This is a genomic window from Amycolatopsis pithecellobii, assembly GCF_009707865.1.
Classification (GTDB): domain Bacteria; phylum Actinomycetota; class Actinomycetes; order Mycobacteriales; family Pseudonocardiaceae; genus Amycolatopsis_E; species Amycolatopsis_E pithecellobii.
This window is the reverse complement of the sequence record NZ_WMBA01000019.1, coordinates 22,250-41,702: the sequence shown is the minus strand read 5'-3', so window position 1 is coordinate 41,702 and position 19,453 is coordinate 22,250. Positions and strand designations below refer to the sequence as shown.

General features: G+C 68.2%; 21 protein-coding genes. 9 read left to right on the top strand and 12 right to left on the bottom strand.

Annotation, left to right across the window (positions count from 1 at the left end; all coding sequences use genetic code 11):
* Nucleotides 1-135 precede the first annotated feature (135 nt).
* Genes GKO32_RS14820 through GKO32_RS14810 form a run of 3 tightly spaced genes read right to left on the bottom strand, consistent with a single transcriptional unit; the run spans nucleotide 136 to nucleotide 3,148 of the window.
* Nucleotides 136-1,593, bottom strand: coding sequence for an amidase (locus GKO32_RS14820; protein ID WP_154757446.1), 1,458 nt, complete (start codon nucleotides 1,591-1,593; stop codon nucleotides 136-138).
* Nucleotides 1,594-1,643: 50 nt separating this feature from the next.
* The gene (locus GKO32_RS14815; RefSeq protein WP_154757445.1) at nucleotides 1,644-2,279 is read right to left on the bottom strand and encodes an NADPH-dependent F420 reductase; all 636 of its coding nucleotides are present in this window, start codon (nucleotides 2,277-2,279) and stop codon (nucleotides 1,644-1,646) included.
* A 29-nt stretch (nucleotides 2,280-2,308) separates the two neighbouring features.
* Nucleotides 2,309-3,148: an inositol monophosphatase family protein gene (locus tag GKO32_RS14810; protein ID WP_154757444.1), complete on the bottom strand. Its 840-nt coding sequence runs from the start codon at nucleotides 3,146-3,148 to the stop codon at nucleotides 2,309-2,311.
* 118 nt (nucleotides 3,149-3,266) lie between these two features.
* Here GKO32_RS14810 and GKO32_RS14805 point away from each other — a divergent pair, with 118 nt between their 5' ends.
* Nucleotides 3,267-4,178 (top strand): LysR family transcriptional regulator, encoded by a 912-nt coding sequence (locus tag GKO32_RS14805; RefSeq protein ID WP_154757443.1) that lies wholly within the window; start codon nucleotides 3,267-3,269, stop codon nucleotides 4,176-4,178.
* A gap of 5 nt (nucleotides 4,179-4,183) precedes the next feature.
* Here GKO32_RS14805 and GKO32_RS14800 read toward each other — a convergent pair whose 3' ends face one another.
* A complete protein-coding gene (locus tag GKO32_RS14800) occupies nucleotides 4,184-4,561 on the bottom strand; it encodes a winged helix-turn-helix transcriptional regulator (RefSeq protein WP_312867935.1) in 378 nt (125 codons plus the stop codon).
* A 98-nt stretch (nucleotides 4,562-4,659) separates the two neighbouring features.
* Between GKO32_RS14800 and GKO32_RS14795 the strand changes: the two genes are divergently transcribed.
* Nucleotides 4,660-5,490 (top strand): alpha/beta fold hydrolase, encoded by an 831-nt coding sequence (locus GKO32_RS14795; protein WP_312867934.1) that lies wholly within the window; start codon nucleotides 4,660-4,662, stop codon nucleotides 5,488-5,490.
* Here GKO32_RS14795 and GKO32_RS14790 read toward each other — a convergent pair.
* Nucleotides 5,468-6,028 carry a TetR/AcrR family transcriptional regulator gene (locus tag GKO32_RS14790; protein WP_208024407.1) on the bottom strand — a complete coding sequence of 187 codons (561 nt, stop codon included), beginning with the start codon at nucleotides 6,026-6,028 and terminating at the stop codon, nucleotides 5,468-5,470. The two genes, GKO32_RS14795 and GKO32_RS14790, sit on opposite strands and share 23 nt — an antisense overlap.
* Nucleotides 6,029-6,136: 108 nt before the next feature.
* On the opposite strand from GKO32_RS14790, the gene GKO32_RS14785 reads away from it, so the two are divergent.
* Nucleotides 6,137-7,057, top strand: coding sequence for an alpha/beta hydrolase family protein (locus GKO32_RS14785; RefSeq protein WP_154757441.1), 921 nt, complete (start codon nucleotides 6,137-6,139; stop codon nucleotides 7,055-7,057).
* Nucleotides 7,058-7,077: 20 nt separating this feature from the next.
* On the opposite strand, the gene GKO32_RS14780 is transcribed toward GKO32_RS14785, so the two are convergent.
* Nucleotides 7,078-7,776 carry a GntR family transcriptional regulator gene (locus GKO32_RS14780; protein ID WP_154757440.1) on the bottom strand — a complete coding sequence of 233 codons (699 nt, stop codon included), beginning with the start codon at nucleotides 7,774-7,776 and terminating at the stop codon, nucleotides 7,078-7,080.
* Between the two features lie 118 nt (nucleotides 7,777-7,894).
* Between GKO32_RS14780 and GKO32_RS14775 the strand changes: the two genes are divergently transcribed.
* The 4 genes from GKO32_RS14775 to GKO32_RS14760 are packed head-to-tail and all read left to right on the top strand — an operon-like array spanning nucleotide 7,895 to nucleotide 12,231.
* Nucleotides 7,895-8,737, top strand: coding sequence for a fumarylacetoacetate hydrolase family protein (locus GKO32_RS14775; RefSeq protein ID WP_312867933.1), 843 nt, complete (start codon nucleotides 7,895-7,897; stop codon nucleotides 8,735-8,737).
* A gap of 19 nt (nucleotides 8,738-8,756) precedes the next feature.
* Nucleotides 8,757-9,680 (top strand): VOC family protein, encoded by a 924-nt coding sequence (locus tag GKO32_RS14770; protein WP_154757438.1) that lies wholly within the window; start codon nucleotides 8,757-8,759, stop codon nucleotides 9,678-9,680.
* 5 nt (nucleotides 9,681-9,685) lie between these two features.
* Nucleotides 9,686-11,212, top strand: coding sequence for a bifunctional 3-(3-hydroxy-phenyl)propionate/3-hydroxycinnamic acid hydroxylase MhpA (mhpA, locus tag GKO32_RS14765; protein WP_154757437.1), 1,527 nt, complete (start codon nucleotides 9,686-9,688; stop codon nucleotides 11,210-11,212).
* Entirely contained in the window at nucleotides 11,212-12,231 is a 1,020-nt protein-coding gene (locus GKO32_RS14760) for an LLM class flavin-dependent oxidoreductase (protein WP_312867932.1), read from the top strand. The genes mhpA and GKO32_RS14760 overlap by 1 nt, the downstream gene beginning before the upstream one ends.
* 3 nt (nucleotides 12,232-12,234) lie before the next feature.
* Here the strand turns inward: GKO32_RS14760 and GKO32_RS14755 are convergent, their stop codons facing one another.
* On the bottom strand, nucleotides 12,235-13,671 hold the full coding sequence (locus GKO32_RS14755) for an FAD-dependent monooxygenase (RefSeq protein ID WP_154757436.1): 1,437 nt from the start codon (nucleotides 13,669-13,671) through the stop codon (nucleotides 12,235-12,237).
* 159 nt (nucleotides 13,672-13,830) lie between these two features.
* Here GKO32_RS14755 and GKO32_RS14750 point away from each other — a divergent pair, with 159 nt between their 5' ends.
* Complete coding sequence (locus GKO32_RS14750) at nucleotides 13,831-14,103, top strand: PASTA domain-containing protein (protein WP_154757435.1); 273 nt, start codon at nucleotides 13,831-13,833, stop codon at nucleotides 14,101-14,103.
* Between the two features lie 39 nt (nucleotides 14,104-14,142).
* On the opposite strand, the gene GKO32_RS14745 is transcribed toward GKO32_RS14750, so the two are convergent.
* From GKO32_RS14745 to GKO32_RS39800, 3 genes are read right to left on the bottom strand one after another with little or no spacing between them, the layout of a single operon-like run.
* Entirely contained in the window at nucleotides 14,143-14,418 is a 276-nt protein-coding gene (locus GKO32_RS14745; RefSeq protein ID WP_154757434.1) for a DUF6295 family protein, read from the bottom strand.
* Nucleotides 14,419-14,425: 7 nt separating this feature from the next.
* The gene (locus GKO32_RS14740) at nucleotides 14,426-15,169 is read right to left on the bottom strand and encodes a dienelactone hydrolase family protein (protein WP_154757433.1); all 744 of its coding nucleotides are present in this window, start codon (nucleotides 15,167-15,169) and stop codon (nucleotides 14,426-14,428) included.
* Nucleotides 15,170-15,217: 48 nt separating this feature from the next.
* Entirely contained in the window at nucleotides 15,218-15,343 is a 126-nt protein-coding gene (locus tag GKO32_RS39800; RefSeq protein WP_281353850.1) for a hypothetical protein, read from the bottom strand.
* 214 nt (nucleotides 15,344-15,557) lie between these two features.
* Here GKO32_RS39800 and GKO32_RS14735 point away from each other — a divergent pair, with 214 nt between their 5' ends.
* Nucleotides 15,558-15,842 carry a DUF3040 domain-containing protein gene (locus GKO32_RS14735; protein ID WP_154757432.1) on the top strand — a complete coding sequence of 95 codons (285 nt, stop codon included), beginning with the start codon at nucleotides 15,558-15,560 and terminating at the stop codon, nucleotides 15,840-15,842.
* Here the strand turns inward: GKO32_RS14735 and GKO32_RS14730 are convergent.
* A complete protein-coding gene (locus GKO32_RS14730) occupies nucleotides 15,827-17,374 on the bottom strand; it encodes a RyR domain-containing protein (protein WP_154757431.1) in 1,548 nt (515 codons plus the stop codon). The genes GKO32_RS14735 and GKO32_RS14730 overlap by 16 nt on opposite strands.
* A 79-nt stretch (nucleotides 17,375-17,453) precedes the next feature.
* Complete coding sequence (locus tag GKO32_RS14725) at nucleotides 17,454-19,355, bottom strand: tetratricopeptide repeat protein (RefSeq protein ID WP_154757430.1); 1,902 nt, start codon at nucleotides 19,353-19,355, stop codon at nucleotides 17,454-17,456.
* Nucleotides 19,356-19,453 lie beyond the last annotated feature (98 nt).

Sequence of the window (19,453 nt, the reverse complement as noted above, 5' to 3'; positions counted from 1 at the left end):
AATGGGGTTACTCGTCGCCGCGACGGAGGTGGTGCCGCGGCGACGGGACACCAGCGCATCGAGCGCAAGCACGCCAGGGTTGGTGAATCACTGTCTTCTGGCTGTGACAGATATCGTCGGCCCCACGATCCACGACTATGCGAAACCGGGCGGTGGGCTGAATCCGCCGAAATCCCGCTCGATCAACTCGGCAAACCGCAACGTTGTGCGGTCTTCGAGATACGGGCCGACGACCTGCATGCCGTAGGGCAGCCCTTGCGGGGAACGCCCGATCGGTACCGCGGTGGACGGCAGCCCTGTCAACGTGGCAACACTCGGCCAGACCAATTGATAATCGTAGGGGTATGTCGTGCCGTCGATCTCGATCGTGCGGGTGGCCCTGTCCGAATGGTCATGGCGGAAGGCCGGTGTCGGTGTGACGGGGCACAGCACCACGTCGAATTCCTCGAACAGGAGCCGCCACCTCTCGGCGAGACCGATGCGGACCCGATCTGCCTTGATCCAGTCGCTATGGCTGGCCACGAACCCTCGACGCATGGTCGCCTCCAGCGTGTCGGTGTCCGGCGGAATATCGGCGGCAGCGGCCTGCAGCGCACGGTAGGCGCCGGGGGACATATCCGCGCCGGACCTCGAGGTCAGCAGCGTCACGTAAGTCTTGGCGATCTGCGTGAGGTCGGGCAGCAGTGTGCTGTGCCGGGCGACCGCGGCACCGGCCTTTTCCAGCGCTTGAGCGACCCGGTCGAAACCATCGCGGATGACGGCGGCTGTCGGCAACAGCGGATGACTGTCGATGACCAGCACCCGGAAACCGCCGAACTCCATGCTGCGCGGCGGTCGCAGCGTCAGCTTGTAGGCCACCGCGTCGACCTCGTCGGGGCCCGCCAGCAGCAGGGTCGCCGCCGTCAGGTCGGCTGCGCTCCGCGCCATGGGGCCAACCACGGAAAGGTCTGGCGGAGCAGGCAGCGCGGGCGTCCGCGGCGGCACGTGTCCACGCCCCGGCAACAGCGTGAGTGATGGCTTGTGCCCGAAGACGCCGCAGAAATGCGCTGGTACCCGCAGCGATCCGCCAATGTCTGAGCCGAGCGCGAGCGAGACATACCCCGCCGCGAGCGCAGCGGACGAGCCGCCGGACGAGCCGCCGGGCGAGCGCGCCACATCCCAGGGATTATTGGTCGTCCCGTAGATGTCGTTGTAGGACTGCCAGTCCTGCATGGTGTGCGGCACATTGGTCTTGCCGATGACCACCCCGCCCGCGGCCTTGACTCGCGCTACCAGCACCGCATCCTCGGCAGGCTCCCAGCCCTCGGCATCGGGAATACCCCAGGTGGTCGGCAGGCCGGCGATATTGAAGGATTCCTTCACCGCCACCGGAACGCCGAGTAGCGGTGCACCCTCACCGCGCGCCAGGGCCGCATCGGCCTGCTCCGCAGCGGCCCGGGCGCGGTCGAAATCTCGCACGACCATGGCGTTGATCTTGTCGTCGAACTTTTCGATCCGCGCGATGGTCAACTCGAGCAGTTCGACCGCCGAGATGGTCTTGGCCTGCAGAGCCGCCACCTGATCACGCAGCGTGGCAAATTCCCATCCAGACATAGCTCACCTGTCCCCCGGTATTGATGACCTATCGTGCCACGCTCGACAGGTCAACTGGCAAGCGCGAAGGCGAACGGCGCGAAGCCCCGGCTGCGGATGACATGGGGCACAAGCAGTATCAACGCTTCCGTGGCCCTGGCGGTGCTGACGTCGCCCAGATCCAGGAGCCACGAGGATTCCCAGCCGAGATCGCCCAGCAGGCCGCTGACCACCTTCTTGGCGTCCGGGTCGTTGCCGGACAGGAAGGCCGTCGGCGGAACGGACAGGCTGCGCGGCTCGGCCATGACGGTGAACAGCATGGTGTTCAGCGTCTTGACGACCCGGGTGGCGGGAAGCGCGTCCTGCAGGTGCTCCGCCAGGCTCGCGTCGGGATAGAGAAGGCCGCCGGGCATGCCGTCGGCACCGTGCCGGGTCGCGTTCGAGATGTCGATGAGGAGCTTGCCCGCCAAGGGTTCGCGCAGCGCCGTGAGCCGTTCCAGTGTGCTCTCACCGGGCGTGGCGTTGATGACGATCTCGGCTCGCCGTGCGGTTTCTCCGTGATCCGCGAACGTGATTTGCGGTCCAGACCAATGGTCCGGTCGCGTCCCGGACCGCGTTCCGACGGTGACATCATGCCCGGCCTCGGCAAGCTTGCCGGCCAACGTGGCGCCCACTCGGCCGGCGCCGAGGATTCCGGTGGTGTACAAGAGTTTTCTCCTTGGTCTGTACGTTTGGTTCAGCCGACGGCGGAGAGAATCTCGACGATGGCAGGGTGCAAAGCCGGTGCGGTGGCAAGGAAATTCCCGCTCGCGAGGTTCCACGGCCTGCCGTGCGTATCGGTGACCGTGCCACCCGCCTCCACGACGAGCAATGCACCGGCTACGAGCCCGGAACGCACGCCGCTGTACTGCCAGAAGGCGTCCATGCGACCGGCCGCGACCTGAACGAGTTGCAGCGTCGTCGGCACCGCCACCCTGGTGACCAGCGCGGCGTTCAGCATCGCGGTGACCGACCGGCCGATCAGATCGTACGTTTCCGCTGTCTCGCCCGGTTTCGACTGTCCGGTCGCAACCAGCGCGGCGTCGAGACTCGGCTTCACCGACACCCGCAACGGGACGCCGTTGAGGTAGGCACCATCACCCCGGACCGCGGTGTAGGTGTCGCCGGTCAGCGGAAGGTGTACCGCGGTCAGCACCGGCTGGTTGTCGCGCACCAGGGCCGCCGTCACCGACCAGTCGGTCATCCCGTGGATGTGGTTGATGTTCCCCTCGACCGGGTCGGTGATCCACCATTCCCCAGCCGGCAGCGTTCCGCCTGCCTGCTCGTCGTCGGCCCAGCGGGCGCCAGGCCTGGCGTTTTCCAAGGGCTCACGGAGAAATCCCAGGGACGCCGCGTCGTTCGCGTCGATCGCGGCGAGGGTCTCATCGAGGTTGTCCACCCGCGCGTCGGGGCTGAACCGCTCGCGCAGGTGCGCACCGGCGGTCTCGACCGCGGCGACGACCGCGGGTAGCAAGGCTTTGTCCTCGGCCACGGAGGCGTTTTCACCGGTGAAGGCGGGGCTCGGCGAGGTGGGCATGGTGGGGCTCCTGTTCGTGTCGAGTGGGTGTCCCGCAATTTCCGTTGCGGTGCCTTCCACGCTAGGAACAGCCAGACATAACGTCAAATGCATGTTGGTAACGGATAAGATGACTGCCATGCAACTGGATTTGAACCTGCTCACCGCGTTGGACGCGTTGCTGGAGGAGGGCAGCGTCGCCGGCGCTGCCGATCGGCTACACCTCACGGCTCCGGCGATGAGCCGTGCGCTGGGCCGGATCCGGCGGGCCACGGGTGACCAGATCCTGGTCCGCACGGGCCGGACGATGACCCCGACCCCGCACGCGCTGGCGATCCGCGGAAAGGTGCACGCGCTGGTGCAGCAGGCGCACGCCGTGCTGACCCCGGACCGAGAGCTCGACCTGGCCACGTTGGACCGGACCTTCACGCTGAGATGGCACGACGCCGTCACGACCGCCGTGGGTCCGACCGTGCTCGCCACCGTGCAAGAGCAGGCGCCCGGGGTGCGGTTGCGGTTACTGGCCGAAGCCGACGCCGACACCAACGACCTGCGCCATGGGCAGGTCGATCTCGAACTCGGCGCGGACGATCCGCTGATCCCGGACGTGCACGCGGAAACGGCCGCGGATGACCGGCTCGTCGTCGCCATCCGGCCGGAACATCCGCTGGCCAAAAGAAAACTGACCTTGGCACGCTATGCCGGGGCCGACCACCTCACGGTGTCCCGCCGCGGCAGGCTGCGTGATCCGATCGACGATGTCCTCCACGAGCATGGCACCGCACGGCGGGTCGTCGCTGCGGTCCCCACCCTTACCGCAGCGCTGCATTTCGTGCAGCAGAACGACATTCTCGTGACGGTGCCGGAAAACACGAGCCGCGCGCTGCTCACCGAAACCGGTCTGGAGATCCGGCCGGTACCCCTGGAACTGCCGCCGGTGCCGCTCATCCTGGCGTGGCATCGGCGCTACGACACCGACCCCGCACACGCCTGGCTCCGTGACCTCGTCCGCACCGCTTTGCGTGAGCTGTCTCCCGGCGCGAAGCGATGATGGGTTCACGAATCGGCGGCGGCGTTGGCCTTGTCGATGGCCGCCACGTTGGTCTCCGCCCAGTCGCGCAGGGCCGCGAGGGGTACTTCGAGCGAGCGGCCGAGGTCCGTCAGTCCATAGTGGACTTGCGGTGGCACCGTCGGTTCCACCCGGCGGGCGACCAAGCCGTCGCGAACCACGTTGTGCAGCGTCACGGACAGCATTTTGTGGGAGATGCCAGGGATCCGGCGTTGCAGCTCCGCGAACCGCACCTCGCCGGGCTCGGCCTCGGCCAGCACCTTGACCAGCATCGAGGTCCACTTCGTCCCGATGCGGTCCAGTACCCGGCGGGTGGCGCACCGCGGGTCGAACAGATCACCGCGCCCGGCCGGTCGGGAGGTCACCTCGAGCTCACCACCTCACGGAAAAGTGCGGTCTTGGCCGCGTCCCGGTTGTTACTTATCGTTCGGCTGTCACCAATGGTAACCACGGGAGGTCCCTCGTGTCCCTGCGTCAGGTCACGGCCAACGGCATCGACATCAACGTGGCGGTGCGGGGAACCGGCCCGGCAATCCTGTTGCTGCACGGGTTTCCGCACACCTGGGAACTGTGGACCGAGGTGATCCCCGCACTGGTGCGGGACCACCGCGTGATCGCACCGGACCTGCGTGGCCTCGGCGCCACCAGCCGCCCCGTCGACGGCTACGACGCCGCCACGCTGGCCACCGACGCCGAAGCACTCCTCGACGCGCTCGGCGAGCCGACGGCCACCGTGGTCGGCATCGACCTCGGCAGCCCGGCCGCGTTCCTGCTCGCCCTGCGCCACCCCACCCGAGTCCGGCGGCTCGTGCTGATGGAAGGACTTCTGGGCACCCTGCCCGGTGCCGAGGACTTCCTCGCCGCCGGGCCGCCCTGGTGGTTCGGCTTCCATTCGGTGCCCGGCTTCGCCGAAACCGTCCTGGCCGGCAACGAGTTCGAATACATCGATTGGTTTCTCACCGCCGGCACCCGTGGCCGCGGGCTGACGCCGCAGATCCGGGACCGCTTCCTCGCCGCCTACACCGGCCGCGACGCCCTGCGTGGCGCGTTCGCTCATTACCGCGCCCTGCCCACCACCGGACAAGAGATCGCCAAGGCGGTCGCCGGCGCCCGGCTCACCGTGCCCACCATGGCGATCGGCGCGCACCCCGTCGGCAACGCGCTCGCCAACCAGCTTCGCCCGATCACCGACGAGCTCACGGAGCACCTCATCGACGACTGCGGCCACATCATCCCGCTCGACCGTCCCGACGCGCTGATCTCGCTGCTGATCAGCGACGAAGTCCGGCGATGAGCAGCCGGACGAGCCGGCGCGTGTCGTAGCGAGGGTTCGACGTCGCGCCGGCGCACAGGCTGCCGATGCCCCGCATGAGTTCATACGGGTCCTGGCCGGGCCGGATCTCGCCGGCGTCGGCGGCCGCTTCCAGGAGCTGAACGCACACGGGTTCGAGCCGCTCGAGGAAGTACGAGTGCAGGGGGTCGTAACAGGGATCGGCGGACTGTAGTACGGCGGCGAGACCCTGTTTGGTGATCACGAAATCCACGAACTCTTCCAGCCACCGGGCCAAAGCGGCGTACGGCGTATCGGCGCTCCGCAGCAGGGCCGGGCCGGTCTCGGCGAGATGATCGACCTGGTGCCGGTATACCGCGACGATCAGGTCCGCCCTGGTCGGGAAGTGTCGGTAGATCGTCGCCGTGCCGACTCCCGCTTTGGCCGCGATATCCCGGATCGGCGCGTCCACTCCGGAGGCGACGAATACCGCCGCCGCCGCTTCGAGCAAGGCCTCCTCGTTCCGTCGCGCGTCCGCCCGCTTGGGCCTGTCTGCACCCATGCCTTCACCAGCCATTTTGCTAAACGGGACACTGTCCCGTATCTTCAAACGGGACGGCGTCCCGTTTCTCTCATGATGCCACAGCCACCCCAGCGGAAAGGCACAACCATGGCCGAATTCGATATTCCCGCGCCGGCACCGATCGTCTCGGTGAAGCCGATAGCGCTGTCCGTCCCTGACCGCGGAACCGAGCTGCAAGTAAAAGTGTCCGCCCCGGTGACCGGCGACCGGCTGCCGATCATCGTGTTTTCACACGGCTTCGGCTCGTCTCTCGACGGCTACGGCCCACTGACCGATTTCTGGGCCGCACATGGTTTCGTGGTCATCCAGCCGACCCATCTCGACTCCCGCACGGTCGGCCTGCCGCCGGAAGATCCCCGCACACCAAGGATCTGGCGCATTCGCGTCGAGGACGACAAGCGCATTCTCGACGAACTCGATCTCCTCGAAGCGTCCGTTCCCGGCCTTTCCGGGCGCCTCGACCGCGGCCGTATCGCCGCGGCAGGCCACTCCTTCGGCGGGTCGACGGCCGGTACCCTGCTGGGCCTTCGCACCCTTGATCGGCAGACGAATACGGGCGAGGACCTGTCGGACCCCCGGGTGAAGGCGGGCGTGCTGTTCGCGACGGCCGGGCAGGGCAGCGATGTGACACCGGCGGCGGCCGTGCAGTTCCCGTTCATCAACCCGAGCTTCGCGGACATGACGAAGCCCACGCTGGTGGTCGCGGGCGATCGGGACGACTCGCCGCTGAGTGTGCGCGGACCGGATTGGTGCACCGACCCGTATTTTCTCAGCCCAGGCAGCAAAAGCCTGCTCACCGTCTTCGGTGGGGAACACTCGCTCGGCGGGATTCCCGGGTACGAAGTCAAGGAGACGACCGACGAGAATCCCGCCCGAGTCGCTCTGATCCAGCACATCAGCTGGGCTTATCTCCGTCACGCGCTTGGTGTCGAAGACGCCAGCTGGGAGGCCGCACAAAAGGCACTGGCGGCAGACGCCAACCCACCGGGGCGACTTGAGTCCAAATAGGACCACGCCGAACAGCGAGCTCAGGCCCCCGACGGCGCGACGTTCGGCTCGTCGGGGGCGCAGCTGATCAGCAGTTGCGCGGTGTGTGCGATGTGGTCCCGCAGCAGCTCGGCCGCGCGGTCGGCGTCACGGGCGACGGCCGCTTCGAGGATGCGCCGATGCTCACCGGGCAGGTCTCGGTCCGGTTCGGTACCGAACGACACCGACCATTGCAGGTACAGCTCGGCCTCCTGACGCAGCGCGCGGGCCATGCCCACCAGCCGCTGGTTGCCACATCCGCTGAGCAGTGCGGCGTGAAACTCGGCATGGGCCACCGACCATTCGTCCGAGGGGTGAGCCGGATCAGCCGGGTTCCGGAACGTCGTGCGTTCCAGCACGTGGTGGGCGGCCACCGCCCGCGACTCCCACTGGATATCGCCCTCGAGCACCGCCAACCGCAGCACCAGCGACTCCAGTTCGACGCGGGCCTGGGTCAGCTCGGCCAAGTCCTGATGCGAAAGCGGAGTCACCACATAGCCCTGGTGCGCCCTGGTCACCACCAGCCCGTCCGCGGCCAGTTTGGTGAGCACTTCGCGGGCGGCCCCCACGCTCGTCTCGTACCGCTGCGACAGCTCCGGGAACTTCAACCGCGCACCGGGCACCAGCCTGCCGCTGAGAATGTCCGCACGAATCCGCTGGTAGATGCCATCGGTCCGGGTGGATGCGCCACTTTTGGCCATACCACGAACAGTATCACAGTACGAATCCTTCGCAGACATTCGAAAGTTCATTGACAGATCGATAGCTCCCCGGTCAGGATGGCAGCCAGAGATTCATACCGATGAAGGAGCGTGCATCGTGCGTTTTGCCAACGTCTCGGGCCGGCTGAGCCTGCTGACGGCTCGTGACGAGGTGGTCGACATCGAACGGGCCACCGGCGGTCGATTCGGTCCGGATATCCAGGCCGCCTACGAGCGCTGGGATGAACTGCTCGACGTGGCCCGCGCGCTGCCGGAAACCGGTGAGACGGTGGACAAGTCCGCGTTCGGCAACCCGGTGCCCGCGCCCCGGCAGGTCTTCGCGATCGGCCTCAACTACGCCGATCACGCCTCGGAAGCCTCGTTCTCGGTGCCGGAAGAACCGCCGGTGTTCACCAAATACGTGACCTCGCTGACCGGCCCGACCGGCGACATCACGCTCCCGCCCGGTTCGGTGGACTGGGAGGTCGAACTGGTCGTCGTGCTCGGCCGCCGCGCCCACCGGGTCACCGCCGAGAACGGCTGGGACTACATCGCCGGCGTGTCGGTCGGCCAGGACATTTCCGAGCGCGATCTGCAGCGGGTCGGGCCGGCCCCGCAGTTCAGCCTCGCCAAGTCCTATCCCGGTTTCGGTCCGATCGGCCCGGTCCTGGTGACGCCCGACGAGCTGGACAACCGCGACGATCTCGAACTGGGCTGCCTGATCAACGGCGAGCAGGTGCAGAAGGGCCGGACCCGGGACATGGTGTTCGGGGTGGGCGAGCTGATCGCCCGGCTTTCCGCGGTCACCCCGCTGCTGCCCGGCGACGTGATCTTCACCGGCACCCCGGCGGGCGTCGGGCTCGGCCGGACCCCGCAGCGTTTCCTTTCCCCCGGCGACGAACTCGTCAGCTACGTCCGTGGCGTCGGCGAGATGAGTCATCGCATGGTCGCCGGCCACTGACAATCTCCTGGAGGTAGCAATGCCGCTGCACAGGTTGTCCTCCATCACGGTGGGCGTACCCAATCTCGCCGAAACCCGCGGCTACTACACCGATTTCGGGCTCGCCCCTGGGCCGGACGGCTGGCTGTCCACACAGGACGGTGGACGCCAGCTGCGGTTGGTGAACGCGCCGACCCGGCAGCTGGTCGAGATCGCGATCGGCGTCGACGATCAGGACGATATCGACGCCATCGCGGCCCGGCTGGACCGGCTGGGCATCCTGGTCAGCCGCGAACCGGGTGCGCTCACGGCCGTCGAGCCGATCGCCGGTTTCCGCACGGTCGTCCGGGTGGCCGACCGGATCGTCCAGCCAGAGCAACCGCCGACGCCCTACAACGGGCCCGGCCGGATCGAGCGGGGCACCGGCCGGGCGCCGGGTGTGTCGCGACAGCACGCCGTGCGGCCACGCAAGCTCGGGCATGTCGTGATGGGCTCGACGGATTACACAGCGACCCGCCGGTTCTTCATCGAGGGGCTCGGGTTCAAGCTCAGTGACGAGATCAAGGGCGAGGGCGCCTTCATGCGCTGCTCGACCGATCATCACAACGTGCTCGTGCTGCGTGCGCCGGTCAACTTCCTGCACCACAGTTCGTGGCAGGTCGACGATATCGACGAGGTCGGCCGCGGCGCGACGGCGATGCTGGAGGGCAACCCGGAACGCCATGTGTGGGGCCTGGGCCGTCACCACGCCGGGTCCAACTTCTTCTGGTATCTCAAGGATCCGGCGGGCAACTTCTCCGAGTACTACTCCGATATGGACTGCATCGTCGACGATCAGCTGTGGACACCGGAAACGTTGGAGGGCGCCAAGGGCCTGTTCAACTGGGGCCCGCCGCCACCACCGTCGTTCCTGCACCCGGAAGACTTGGCAGCGCTGATGACCGGCGCACACCAGGCCGGGTGAGCGCCATGCCCAGCAGAACCCATGACGTGGCGATTGTCGGATTCGGCCCGGTCGGGCAGCTGCTCGCGTTGCTGCTCGGCCGGCAGGGGCACGACGTGCTGGTGCTGGAACGCTGGCCAGAGCCCTACGACAAACCACGCGCGGTGCACTTCGACGACGAGATCGGCCGCATCTTCCAGGCCGCGGGTGTCGTCGACGACGTCATGGCGATCACCGATCCCGTTCCGGACCACTACGAGTGGCGTAACGCCGGCGGGGAACCGCTGCTGCGGATCGACTGGAGCGGCACCGGCCCCAGCGGCTGGCCGACCGCGAACTTCTTCTCCCAGCCCGATCTGGAGCGTGTTCTGTCCAAACGGGTCGAAACACTGTCCACAGTGGACGTCCAACGTGGACAGGAGGTCGTCGATCTGTCGCAGGACGAGAACGGCGTGCGGCTGGTCACCAGTAGCGAGGAGTTCCACGCCCGCTGGGTGATCGGCGCGGACGGTGCCAACAGTTTCGTGCGCGGGCACATCGGCGTGCCCAGCACGGATCTCGGGTTCTTCTTCGACTGGCTCATCGTCGACACCGTGCCGCTCGACGAGCGCGAATGGTCACCGATGAACTGGCAGCTGTGCGATCCTGTCCGGCCCACGACCATCGTCTCCGGAGGTCCGGCCAGGCGGCGGTGGGAGTTCATCCGGCTGCCCGGCGAGACCATCGAGGAGCTCAACACCCCGGAAACCGCCTGGCGCCTGCTCGAACCGTGGGGCCGCCACCCCGGCAACACCGCACTCGAACGGCACACCGTCTACACCTTCCAAGCCCGCTGGGCCGACGAATGGCGCGCCGGCCGCCTCCTGCTCGCCGGGGACGCGGCGCACCAGATGCCGCCGTTCGCCGGGCAAGGAATGTGCTCGGGACTGCGGGACGCGATCAACCTCGCCTGGAAACTCGACCTCGTCCTGCGGGGCGTCGCCGAACCCGGGCTGCTCGACACCTACACCAGCGAACGGCGAGCGCATGTCCGGCACGCGATCAGCATGTCCATCGCCCTGGGCGAGGTCATCTGCGTGCTCGACGAGGACAAAGCAGCCGAACGTGATCGCCGCATGATCGCCGGTGGCGCCGACCCGGCACGCGTGCTGCCGCCGATGCCGCCGCCCCTACTCGGGGACGGCGTGCGCCTGCCCACGGCCGGTCACCTCACCCCGCAACACCGCGTTCACTACGGCGGCACGAGTGGTCTGCTCGACGACGTCACGGGGTTCGGGTTCACGATTCTCACCGACGGTCTTGCCCCCGACGACCTGCTCGACGAGAGCCGGCTGGCGTTCCTCACCGAAATAGGCGCCACCGTCGTACCGTTGACAGAGGAGAACGACCTCGACGGGGCGTACCTGCCGCATCTACGCGAACACGGGCACGTCGCCGCCGTGATCCGGCCCGACTTCTATCTCTACGGAGCCGCCACGGTTCCGGGCGAGGTGAGCGGTCTGGTCGATCAGCTGCGCGCCCACCTCCGGGTGCGCAGGAGAGAGGACGGGTAGTGAAGAAGAAGATCGGGTTCCTCTCGTTCGGACACTGGAACCCGTCGTCGCATTCGATGACGCGGTCGGCGTCCGATGCGTTGCTGCAGTCGATCGAGCTGGCGGTGGCGACGGAGGAACTCGGGGCGGACGGGGCGTATTTCCGCGTCCACCACTTCGCCCGGCAGCTCGGCTCGCCGTTCCCGCTGCTGGCCGCGATCGGGGCGCGGACCAGCCGGATCGAAATCGGCACCGGCGTTATCGACATGCGGTACGAGAACCCGCTCTACATGGCCGAAGACGCCGGCGCGGCGGATCTCATCGCGGGCGGGCGGCTGCAGCTGGGCGTCAGCCGTGGCTCCCCGGAGCAGGTCCTCGACGGGTTCCGCTACTTCGGCTACGGGCGCGACGAGGATCCCGCCGAGATGGCACGGGAGCACACGCGGCTGTTCCTCGACGTCATCACCGGCAAGGGGGTGGCCGAAGCCAACCCGCACCCGATGTTTCCCAATCCACCGGGACAGCTGCTGCCCGTCGAACCGCAGTCACCGGGCTTGCGTGAACGCATCTGGTGGGGAGCGGGCAGCCGCGAGACCGCGGTATGGACGGCGGAGCAGGGCATGAACCTGATGAGTTCGACGCTGCTGACGGAGGACACCGGCGTCCCGTTCCACCAGTTGCAGGCCGAGCAGATCCAGATGTTCCGGACCGCGTGGGCCGCCGCCGGGCACGAGCGCGAACCCCGCGTGTCGGTCAGCCGCAGCATCTTCCCGCTCGTCGACGACACCGACCGCGCCTACTTCGGCCGCGAGGCCCGCAGCCAGGACCAGGTCGGCTACATCGACAATGTGGTCGCGCGCTTCGGCAAGACCTACGCGGGGGAGCCGGACCAGCTGGTCAAGGACCTCGCCGAGGACGAGGCCATCGCCGCCGCGGACACGTTGCTGCTCACCGTGCCCAACCAGCTCGGCGTCGACTACAACGCCCACCTGATCGAAAGCGTGCTGCGTTACGTCGCCCCCGAACTCGGCTGGCGCTGACGCTCAGAACCGCACGCCGAGGTTGCCCAGCGCCTGCCGGGCGGCGGCGTCGGGATCGTCGTCGCTGGTGGCCCACCACACGTGTCCGTCCGGCCGGATGATGGCGGCCGTGACGTCTTTCCAGCCGGCGTGGGTGTGTGTCGCGATGCCGAGCCCCGCGCCGAATTCGCTCGACGTGGGCAGGGGCTCGCCGGAAACGTTCAGCAGCAAGGGTTTTCCGTGGCGCAGCAGACCGAACAGCTCGGCGTCGGCGGGCGCCCGGGTGCCGGTCAGCGGGTGCTCGTCCGCGGCAGGGTAAGCGAGGCCGAGTGCGGTCATCTCCAGTGCGAGCGTCAGCGACAGCTCCGGCTGGGTGGCGATCCACTGGCTGACGACCGCGCGCAGCGCCTGTCCCTCCGGTGTGGTGGCGGTGATCAGCGCGGTTTGCGCCAGCGTGCTGGCGCCGATCGCGGCGCCCACCGGGTGACGTTCGGCGTGATAGCTGTCGAGCAGGTCCGGCGCGGCGCGGTTCTGCAGTACGGCAGCGAGTTTCCAGCCGAGGTTCATGGCGTCCTGCACCCCGGCGTTGAGTCCGACCCCGCCGGCTGGGAAGTGGATGTGCGCCGCGTCCCCCGCGACCATCACCCGGCCGCGGCGGTAAGTGGCGGCGTTCCGGGTGGCGTTGCCGAACCTGTTGAGCCACAACGGATCCCGCAGCCCGAAGTCGGTACCGGCGGTCCGGATCGACCAGTCGCGCACCATGTCCAGCGTGACTTCGGTACCCGGCTCCTGCTGGGCCGCGTCGTAACCGGCAAGACGGAACCGGCCGCCGCCGATCGGCACGACGATCAACGTGCCGCCTTCGTTGGACCAGCCGCTCCCCAGTTGCTCCGGTGGTTCGTCCAGTGTGACGTCGGCGACGACGCTGAACACGGTGGCGCGGGTGCCGGGGAATTCGATCCCGGCCGCGCTGCGCACCACGCTGCGGGAACCGTCACAGCCCACGACGAAATCCGCGGTGCGGGTGTAATTCCCCGACGGCCCGGCGATTTCGAGAGTCACCGAAGTGTCGTCCTGCGCGAGCGCGGTGACCTCGTGTCCACGTAAGACCCGCGCGCCCACCTCGAGCGCCCGTTCGTGGAAGAACTCCTCGGTGCGAGTCTGCGGAAGCGCCAGCATGAACGGGAACGGGGTGTCCAGCGACCGGAAGTCCACCCGATCCGGCAACATCCCGAAATGCCACGACGGGACCTGCCTGCCCGCGGCGAGAAATGGCTGCTCCATCCCGCGCATCGCCAGGATTTCCAGGAGCCTGGGGTGCAGGGCCAGCGCCTTCGCATGTGGACTGCGTTCGGGCGCGCGCTCAAGCACGAGGGTCGAAACCCCGGCCAGCTGGAGCTCACCGGCAAGCCACAGCCCGACCGGCCCCGCACCGACCACGATCACCTGTTCGTCGCTCATCTACCCCGGTCCTCTTGCCAGCGAATGGCAAGAGCCTAGGCAGGCCGCAGCCGGCGCCGACGCAGATCTGCCCTCATTGCCAGCCGATCTGCGGGTGATTCCCCTCGGGCGGCTTTCCTTGTCCGGCTACCCCGGCCGACCTGGATCTAAAATCGGGGCATGCGCGGACGTCATCCCGTGACCGAGGTGCCCGATGTGGTGGGGTTGGGCGCCGAGGACGCGTGTGACATCGTCCGCGCCGCCGGGCTGGTGCCGGCCGGTCCCGAAGGCGAACCCGAGCCGATGTCCGGGGTGGTCGTCGCGCAGGCTCCGATCGCCACGGCCGGCGCCGAGCAGGGCAGCGAAGTGGTGTTGTGGACACAGCTCGGCCGCGATTCCAGCGCCGACCTCACGCCGCCGACGCCGACCGAATCGGCGCTGCTGCCTGCCTGACCGCTGTACGTCCACAGTGGACGCACAGCGGGAGCGGCATCAGGCCTGGTCGACCGAAGCGAGCCCGGGCGGCGCCGCGTCGAGCGCGCGGTGGATGGCGTCGGCGAGCGCGCGTGCCGCCTCTTCCGTGAGCTCCACCGGAACCCGCGCCGACGGGCCGTCTTCCGGGTTGATGAAGTCGATGTTGACCGTGTGCGCGAAGGGCGCGTGCACGGGGTGGTCGACGTAGACGGTCGCGTGGGACAACGAGAACCAGCCCTTCGCGGCCTTGCCGCTGCCGGTGATCTCGATCTTCTCAGTCTGGTAAGTGCACATGTTTCCCCTACCGCGCAAGGTTCTTGCCGAAGAAGTCGAACACCCGCTGCCAGCCCTGCACGGCTGCTTCGGGGCGGTAACTGGGCCTGTCGACCGCGAAGAACGCGTGACCGGCGCCGTCGTAGGTGTGGAACTCGTAGTCCTTGCCGAGCCGGTCGAGTTCGGCCGCGAGTTTCGCGGTCTCGTCCGGCGCCGGGAACTGGTCGTCGGCACCGAACAAACCCAGTAGTGGACAGGAAAGCTGGGGCGCGAGGCCGAGGAGGGGTTTCATGGTCACCGGCGCCTCGGGCGGCGGGTCGTTCACCACGAACGCGCCGTAGCAGTCGACGGCGGCGTCGAGCTGGAGGCTGCACGCGCTCAGGAAGGTCTGGCGGCCACCGGAGCAGTAGCCGATCACGCCGATCTTCCCGTTCGCGTTGTCCAGTCCCCTGAGGTGATTCGCGGCGCCGTCGACGTCACCGACGAGCCGGTCATCCGGGACACCGCCCTGTGCGCGCACCGCAGCGGCGGCGTCATCGGGATCGGCACCGGGCGCTTCCCGTGAGTAGAGGTTCGGGCACAGTGCGTTGTAGCCGTTGGCCGCGAACTTCCGCACGATTTCCTTGGTGGCCGTGTCATAACCGGGCAGGTGGTGGATGACCACCACCCCGCCACGCGGCTGCTCGTCCAGTGGCCTGGCCAGATACGCCTCGATCCCGGCGCCGCCGGCACCGGTGATCGTGATCGTCTCGGCCCGCATCGCATCGCTCATGGGGCCCACTTTGGCATGGATCACCGGTGGCGCGGCGAGGATCCCGCGTCAGTCGTCCCGCTGAGCCCCATTGTCCGGTTCGGTCAGCTCACCGAGCAGCTGGTCAAGATCGAACTCCGCGCTCAGCTCGGCGAAGATCGGCGTGGACTCCTGCTCCTTCTGACGCACGCTCATGGTCACAACTCCCTCCCCGCACGCTCGCACGCGCGGTCTCGCTCCCGAGGTGAAGTAACTTCCCCCTACTTCAAGCCCCCAAGAGTGTTAACAGCAGGTTATGTTACCTACTCACCGTGAGCAACGCTGCGACTGCCGAAAAAAGTTCACACAGATCACTGCGATGACAAACCGAGGGAGCCGGGATCATAATGGGAGGCGAAGGCGGTGCGGCATGGCACTTCACGGTGAAGAGCAGCGGCGGCTGAGCGAGATCGAGCGGCAGCTGGCCGAGGAGAATCCGCGCCTGGCCCAGCGACTGTCCGAGCTGCGGCCGATGCGGATTCCCGGAGTGGTGTTCGCGATTGTTGGTGCCCTTTGTTCCATCGTGGCCGGCCTGTTCATCATGGTCGCCGGCGCGCAGTCGCGAAATACGTTCCTGATCGTGTTCGGCGCGGTCCTGACCGTCGCGGTGCCCACCGCGATCCTCTGGCGCACCTGGCTTTACCGGTTGAGCTGACCCCGCGCGCCCCGCCGCACGATCCGGAAACCGGCGTCCGCGAGAATGTCCGGCAAGGCGAGCACGACGTTGCGATCCTTCTGCCGTTCGGCTTCGCCCAGCTCGTCCCACGGCCGTAGGTCCGGGTGCAGTTTGCGCATGTTGTCCCGCCGCTGCCCGAGCCGCCAGCCGTCGGCGCGGCGCTCGGCCATCCAGCGCTCGTGCTCGGCGATGGCGAGCCGCTCGACCTCGTCGGGCTCGAACGCGAACGGCGCCGCGTCCAGGCTCGGCACCATCCGGCAGCCGACCAGTTCGAGCTTGCGCTCGATGTCATCCGCCGAGGCACGGTTGGCGTCACGCAACGTGTCCGGCAGCTCGTCCCAGTCGACGAGCGACGGGTTGCCGTGCACGTCCTCGCCGAGTGCCTGCTGATCGCGCAGGTAGCGCCGGTGCAGGGCTCGCGCCAGTGAGTCGGTGATGCGCTCCGAGAGGTAAGCGCTTGCCATGTCCAGCACTCCTACGAATCGCAACCGATCCTCGTGACCGTGCTCCACAATCATCTCACCGACCCCGGCGAGTTGTGCCATCCGGACGATCACCGTACCCCTCGTCGCGTCCACTGTCGCCGCCGCGGTGAGCCCGTCACGCAATGCCCGTTCCTCGTCATCGTGACAGACGTAGACGAGGTGGACGCCCGGTTCCGGGATGTAGACAGGCACCACGGTGACCCGGCAGGCCGCTTCGAAAAACGGGTGCCGCGCCTTGAGTTCGGCGACCACGGCCTCGCCGTCCGGATCGGCGACGATCACCTCGACCGTGGGGTGGCGCCCGCGGCGGGCGAGTTCGAGCAGCAGCGCGCGGCCGAACGCGCTGAGCCCGATCACCACGAGCCGCTCCCCATCGGGCTGGAAGGCGGCAAGCACCTGCTTGGCGGCAACCCCGTCCAGGGAAAAGAAATCGACTTCGAGCTCGTCACGCCAGCCGCGGTCGCGCAGCGCCTCACCCAGCTCCGGGTCCGCGACATGGGCGTGCACTTCGAGCGAGGCGTGTGCCCGGCGCTCGACCTGGCTGGCGGCGAGCACCGTGGCGATGTTCGTGGGTGTCTCGTCGGCGAGCGCGTAGAGCCGGTCCGCGCGGGCGAGCCCGGCGCCGACCAGGACCTGCGGGTTGCGCGCGCTGTCGATGTGCACGACCTTGTGGTGTGCCCGCAGGTTGCCGGCGAGCGTCTTGGCGGCGTCGGAGTCGCCGCACACGATGATGTGCCGGGCCCTCCGCCGCGCACGCAGCCGCGCGAGTTCCGTTGCGAAAAGGAGCCTGGCCGCTTCGATCACGGCGTAGGCGGTGACCGCCGGCGTGAGGAACCGGCTGACCTCCAGCGGCCACGGGTACGGCCCGCCGTTGGAGACCGGCGCGGAGTTGATCACGAACAGCTGCAGGTCGTAGTAGACGAGATCGATCGGCCGGTGCGCGTATTGCGGGTTGCCCGCCAGGTATTCGGCGAGCCCGAGGTAACCCAGCACCAGGGCGACCACGACGAGCACGGCGAACAGCACGCGGATGAGCCGAGCGGGACGCGAGGTCAGTGCGGTAACGGTGGCCTCCGTGGACGGGAGCGGGGAGGTCCATTGTCGATCAAGCGGAGCCCCGCGTCACTGGGCCACTCGCGCGGCGCACCTGCGTGAGCACGCGGTGACTTTCCGTTTCGCCCCACCGGTCACCCGCCTCGCGGCGAAGTTCCCGTGCCATCTTGAAATGGTGCTGCGCGCGGCGCGCGTCCCCGCGGTCGCGGTGCAGCAACCCCAACTGGTGGTGGATGAGCCCGGTCAGCAGGCCGTTGCGCACCCGGCGGGCGATGGTCAGCGCCTCGTGCAGTTCCCTGACCGCCTCGACACCCTCGAACGTCGTCGCCCTGGTCCACAGCAGGATCGCGGCACCGAACCGCCAGTTCCAGCGGAAATGGTCGAGGGCGGCGGTGAGGCACTCGCGCGCCTGCGCGTGGCGGCCGACCGCCGCGTGGCAGGCGCCCAGCGCGTGCAGCGTCCAGGCCAGGCCCCAGGGGTCGTTCAACCCGGCGTGGAGGCGCAACGCCTCCTCCAGCAACGCCACCGCCGGCTCGTGTTGCCCCATCTCGTGTTCGATCCAAGCCCTGGTGTGCAGGCACCGTGCGACAGCGAGGTCGTCCTTCGCCTCCCGCGCGTTGCGTTCGGCGAGCCGCGCGAGATCGCGCCATTCGCCGCGCGGCTTGCTGACGAACAGCGCCGGCATCAGGAACACCAAGAGCTGCCACGCTTCCCGTTGGCCGGCCCCGAGAACTCGCATCAGCGCGAGCACGGTCGGCACTTCCCGCCACATCCAGTCCAGCGCGAGTCCCGGCTCGTCCGGGCGGAACCGAAGCGGATGCAGATCGGACGCATCGACCGGGAGCTGGTCGCCGACCCAGCCAGGGGCAAACGCTTCGCCGGCCCCGGCGATCGACGCGATGTGCCAGCGGATCAGCCGGTTCGGCGCGGCATCGTCGGGGGGCGCTTTGGCGGCCGCGTAACGGCGAATGAGGCCCGGCAGGTCGATCCGCCCGTCCTCGTCGATCTTGACCAACGGCGAGCCGATCAGCTGCGCGATGCCGGGGCGGGCCGCCTCCGGCGGCAGGTCGGCCAGCGCGGCCGCCGCGCCCGGCAACACCGGGGGATAGGCGTGCGCCCCCAGCAAACCGAGCATCTTGGCGGCGTCAGGTCCCAGACGCGCGTAGCAAAGGTCGAGAATCGTTTCCGCCCCCGGCCGCTGCCGGGTGGTCGCGGCGAGGCCGCGCAAGGTCAGTCTTTCCTCGCCCGTGAGCAGCCAGCCGGCCAGCCGAAGGACGAGCGGATTTCCGCCGCACCCGGCCACGACCGCGTCCACGGCGGCGAGCTCCGCCGCGGTCCACTTCCGGTCCGCGTACTTGGCGAGCAGTTCCCGGCCGTGCACGGGTTCGACTCGGCCGAGTGCGATCGTGTCGGTGTACACGCCGTCGAGCCCCGGCAGGAGCTCACGGCTGGTGACGATCACGCTGCCGCCGGGGCCGGGCAACAGTTTCCGGACGTGTCCGCCGTCTTTCGCGTTCTCGAGGATCAGGATGAGCCGCTTTTCCCGCGTCACCACCCAATACCTACTCCAGAGTTCGGCTTCGCCGGCCCCCGCGATTTCCTCCGCCTCGACACCCAGCTCCAGCATGAGATTCGTGCGCAGCTCAACGATTTCATCGTCACTGGAGACCGGTTTGAGGTCGATGTACTTGACCGTGAATTCGCCCTTGCCCAGCAACGAAACCCAGTAGTGCATCAACTGCGACGCGCCCATCCCGGACGCGGCCGCCACGCCGATGACTCGCAGACGTCGCGACGGCTCGCGCAGCTTGTCGAGCACTTTCAGCGCCCGCCCGCCACCGACGAATGACTCGGCGCGCCCGCGTATGTCGAGCGGCCGCCACAGCGGACCAGCCGGCTCCCAGCGGACGCGCCTGACCAGGCGCCATAATGCCCTGAAAAGTCTGCGAGACAAGAGAAGCCTCCAGGGGGACACGAACGCCGACCGGCTGTCACGCACCGTAGTTCAGCGCTAGCCTGGTCGAGGGTCGGGGAAGATCGAAACCTCGGTTT

What these genes read in the sequence shown, in the direction of transcription:
- GKO32_RS14820 (WP_154757446.1), bottom strand. Translation starts at nt 1,593, where the DNA reads ATGTCTGGATGGGAATTTGCCACGCTGCGTGATCAGGTGGCGGCTCTG.
- GKO32_RS14810 (WP_154757444.1), bottom strand. Translation starts at nt 3,148, where the DNA reads ATGCCCACCTCGCCGAGCCCCGCCTTCACCGGTGAAAACGCCTCCGTG.
- GKO32_RS14805 (WP_154757443.1), top strand. Translation starts at nt 3,267, where the DNA reads ATGCAACTGGATTTGAACCTGCTCACCGCGTTGGACGCGTTGCTGGAG.
- GKO32_RS14790 (WP_208024407.1), bottom strand. Translation starts at nt 6,028, where the DNA reads ATGGGTGCAGACAGGCCCAAGCGGGCGGACGCGCGACGGAACGAGGAG.
- GKO32_RS14785 (WP_154757441.1), top strand. Translation starts at nt 6,137, where the DNA reads ATGGCCGAATTCGATATTCCCGCGCCGGCACCGATCGTCTCGGTGAAG.
- GKO32_RS14780 (WP_154757440.1), bottom strand. Translation starts at nt 7,776, where the DNA reads ATGGCCAAAAGTGGCGCATCCACCCGGACCGATGGCATCTACCAGCGG.
- GKO32_RS14770 (WP_154757438.1), top strand. Translation starts at nt 8,757, where the DNA reads ATGCCGCTGCACAGGTTGTCCTCCATCACGGTGGGCGTACCCAATCTC.
- mhpA (WP_154757437.1), top strand. Translation starts at nt 9,686, where the DNA reads ATGCCCAGCAGAACCCATGACGTGGCGATTGTCGGATTCGGCCCGGTC.
- GKO32_RS14755 (WP_154757436.1), bottom strand. Translation starts at nt 13,671, where the DNA reads ATGAGCGACGAACAGGTGATCGTGGTCGGTGCGGGGCCGGTCGGGCTG.
- GKO32_RS14750 (WP_154757435.1), top strand. Translation starts at nt 13,831, where the DNA reads ATGCGCGGACGTCATCCCGTGACCGAGGTGCCCGATGTGGTGGGGTTG.
- GKO32_RS14745 (WP_154757434.1), bottom strand. Translation starts at nt 14,418, where the DNA reads ATGTGCACTTACCAGACTGAGAAGATCGAGATCACCGGCAGCGGCAAG.
- GKO32_RS14740 (WP_154757433.1), bottom strand. Translation starts at nt 15,169, where the DNA reads ATGAGCGATGCGATGCGGGCCGAGACGATCACGATCACCGGTGCCGGC.
- GKO32_RS39800 (WP_281353850.1), bottom strand. Translation starts at nt 15,343, where the DNA reads ATGAGCGTGCGTCAGAAGGAGCAGGAGTCCACGCCGATCTTCGCCGAG.
- GKO32_RS14735 (WP_154757432.1), top strand. Translation starts at nt 15,558, where the DNA reads ATGGCACTTCACGGTGAAGAGCAGCGGCGGCTGAGCGAGATCGAGCGG.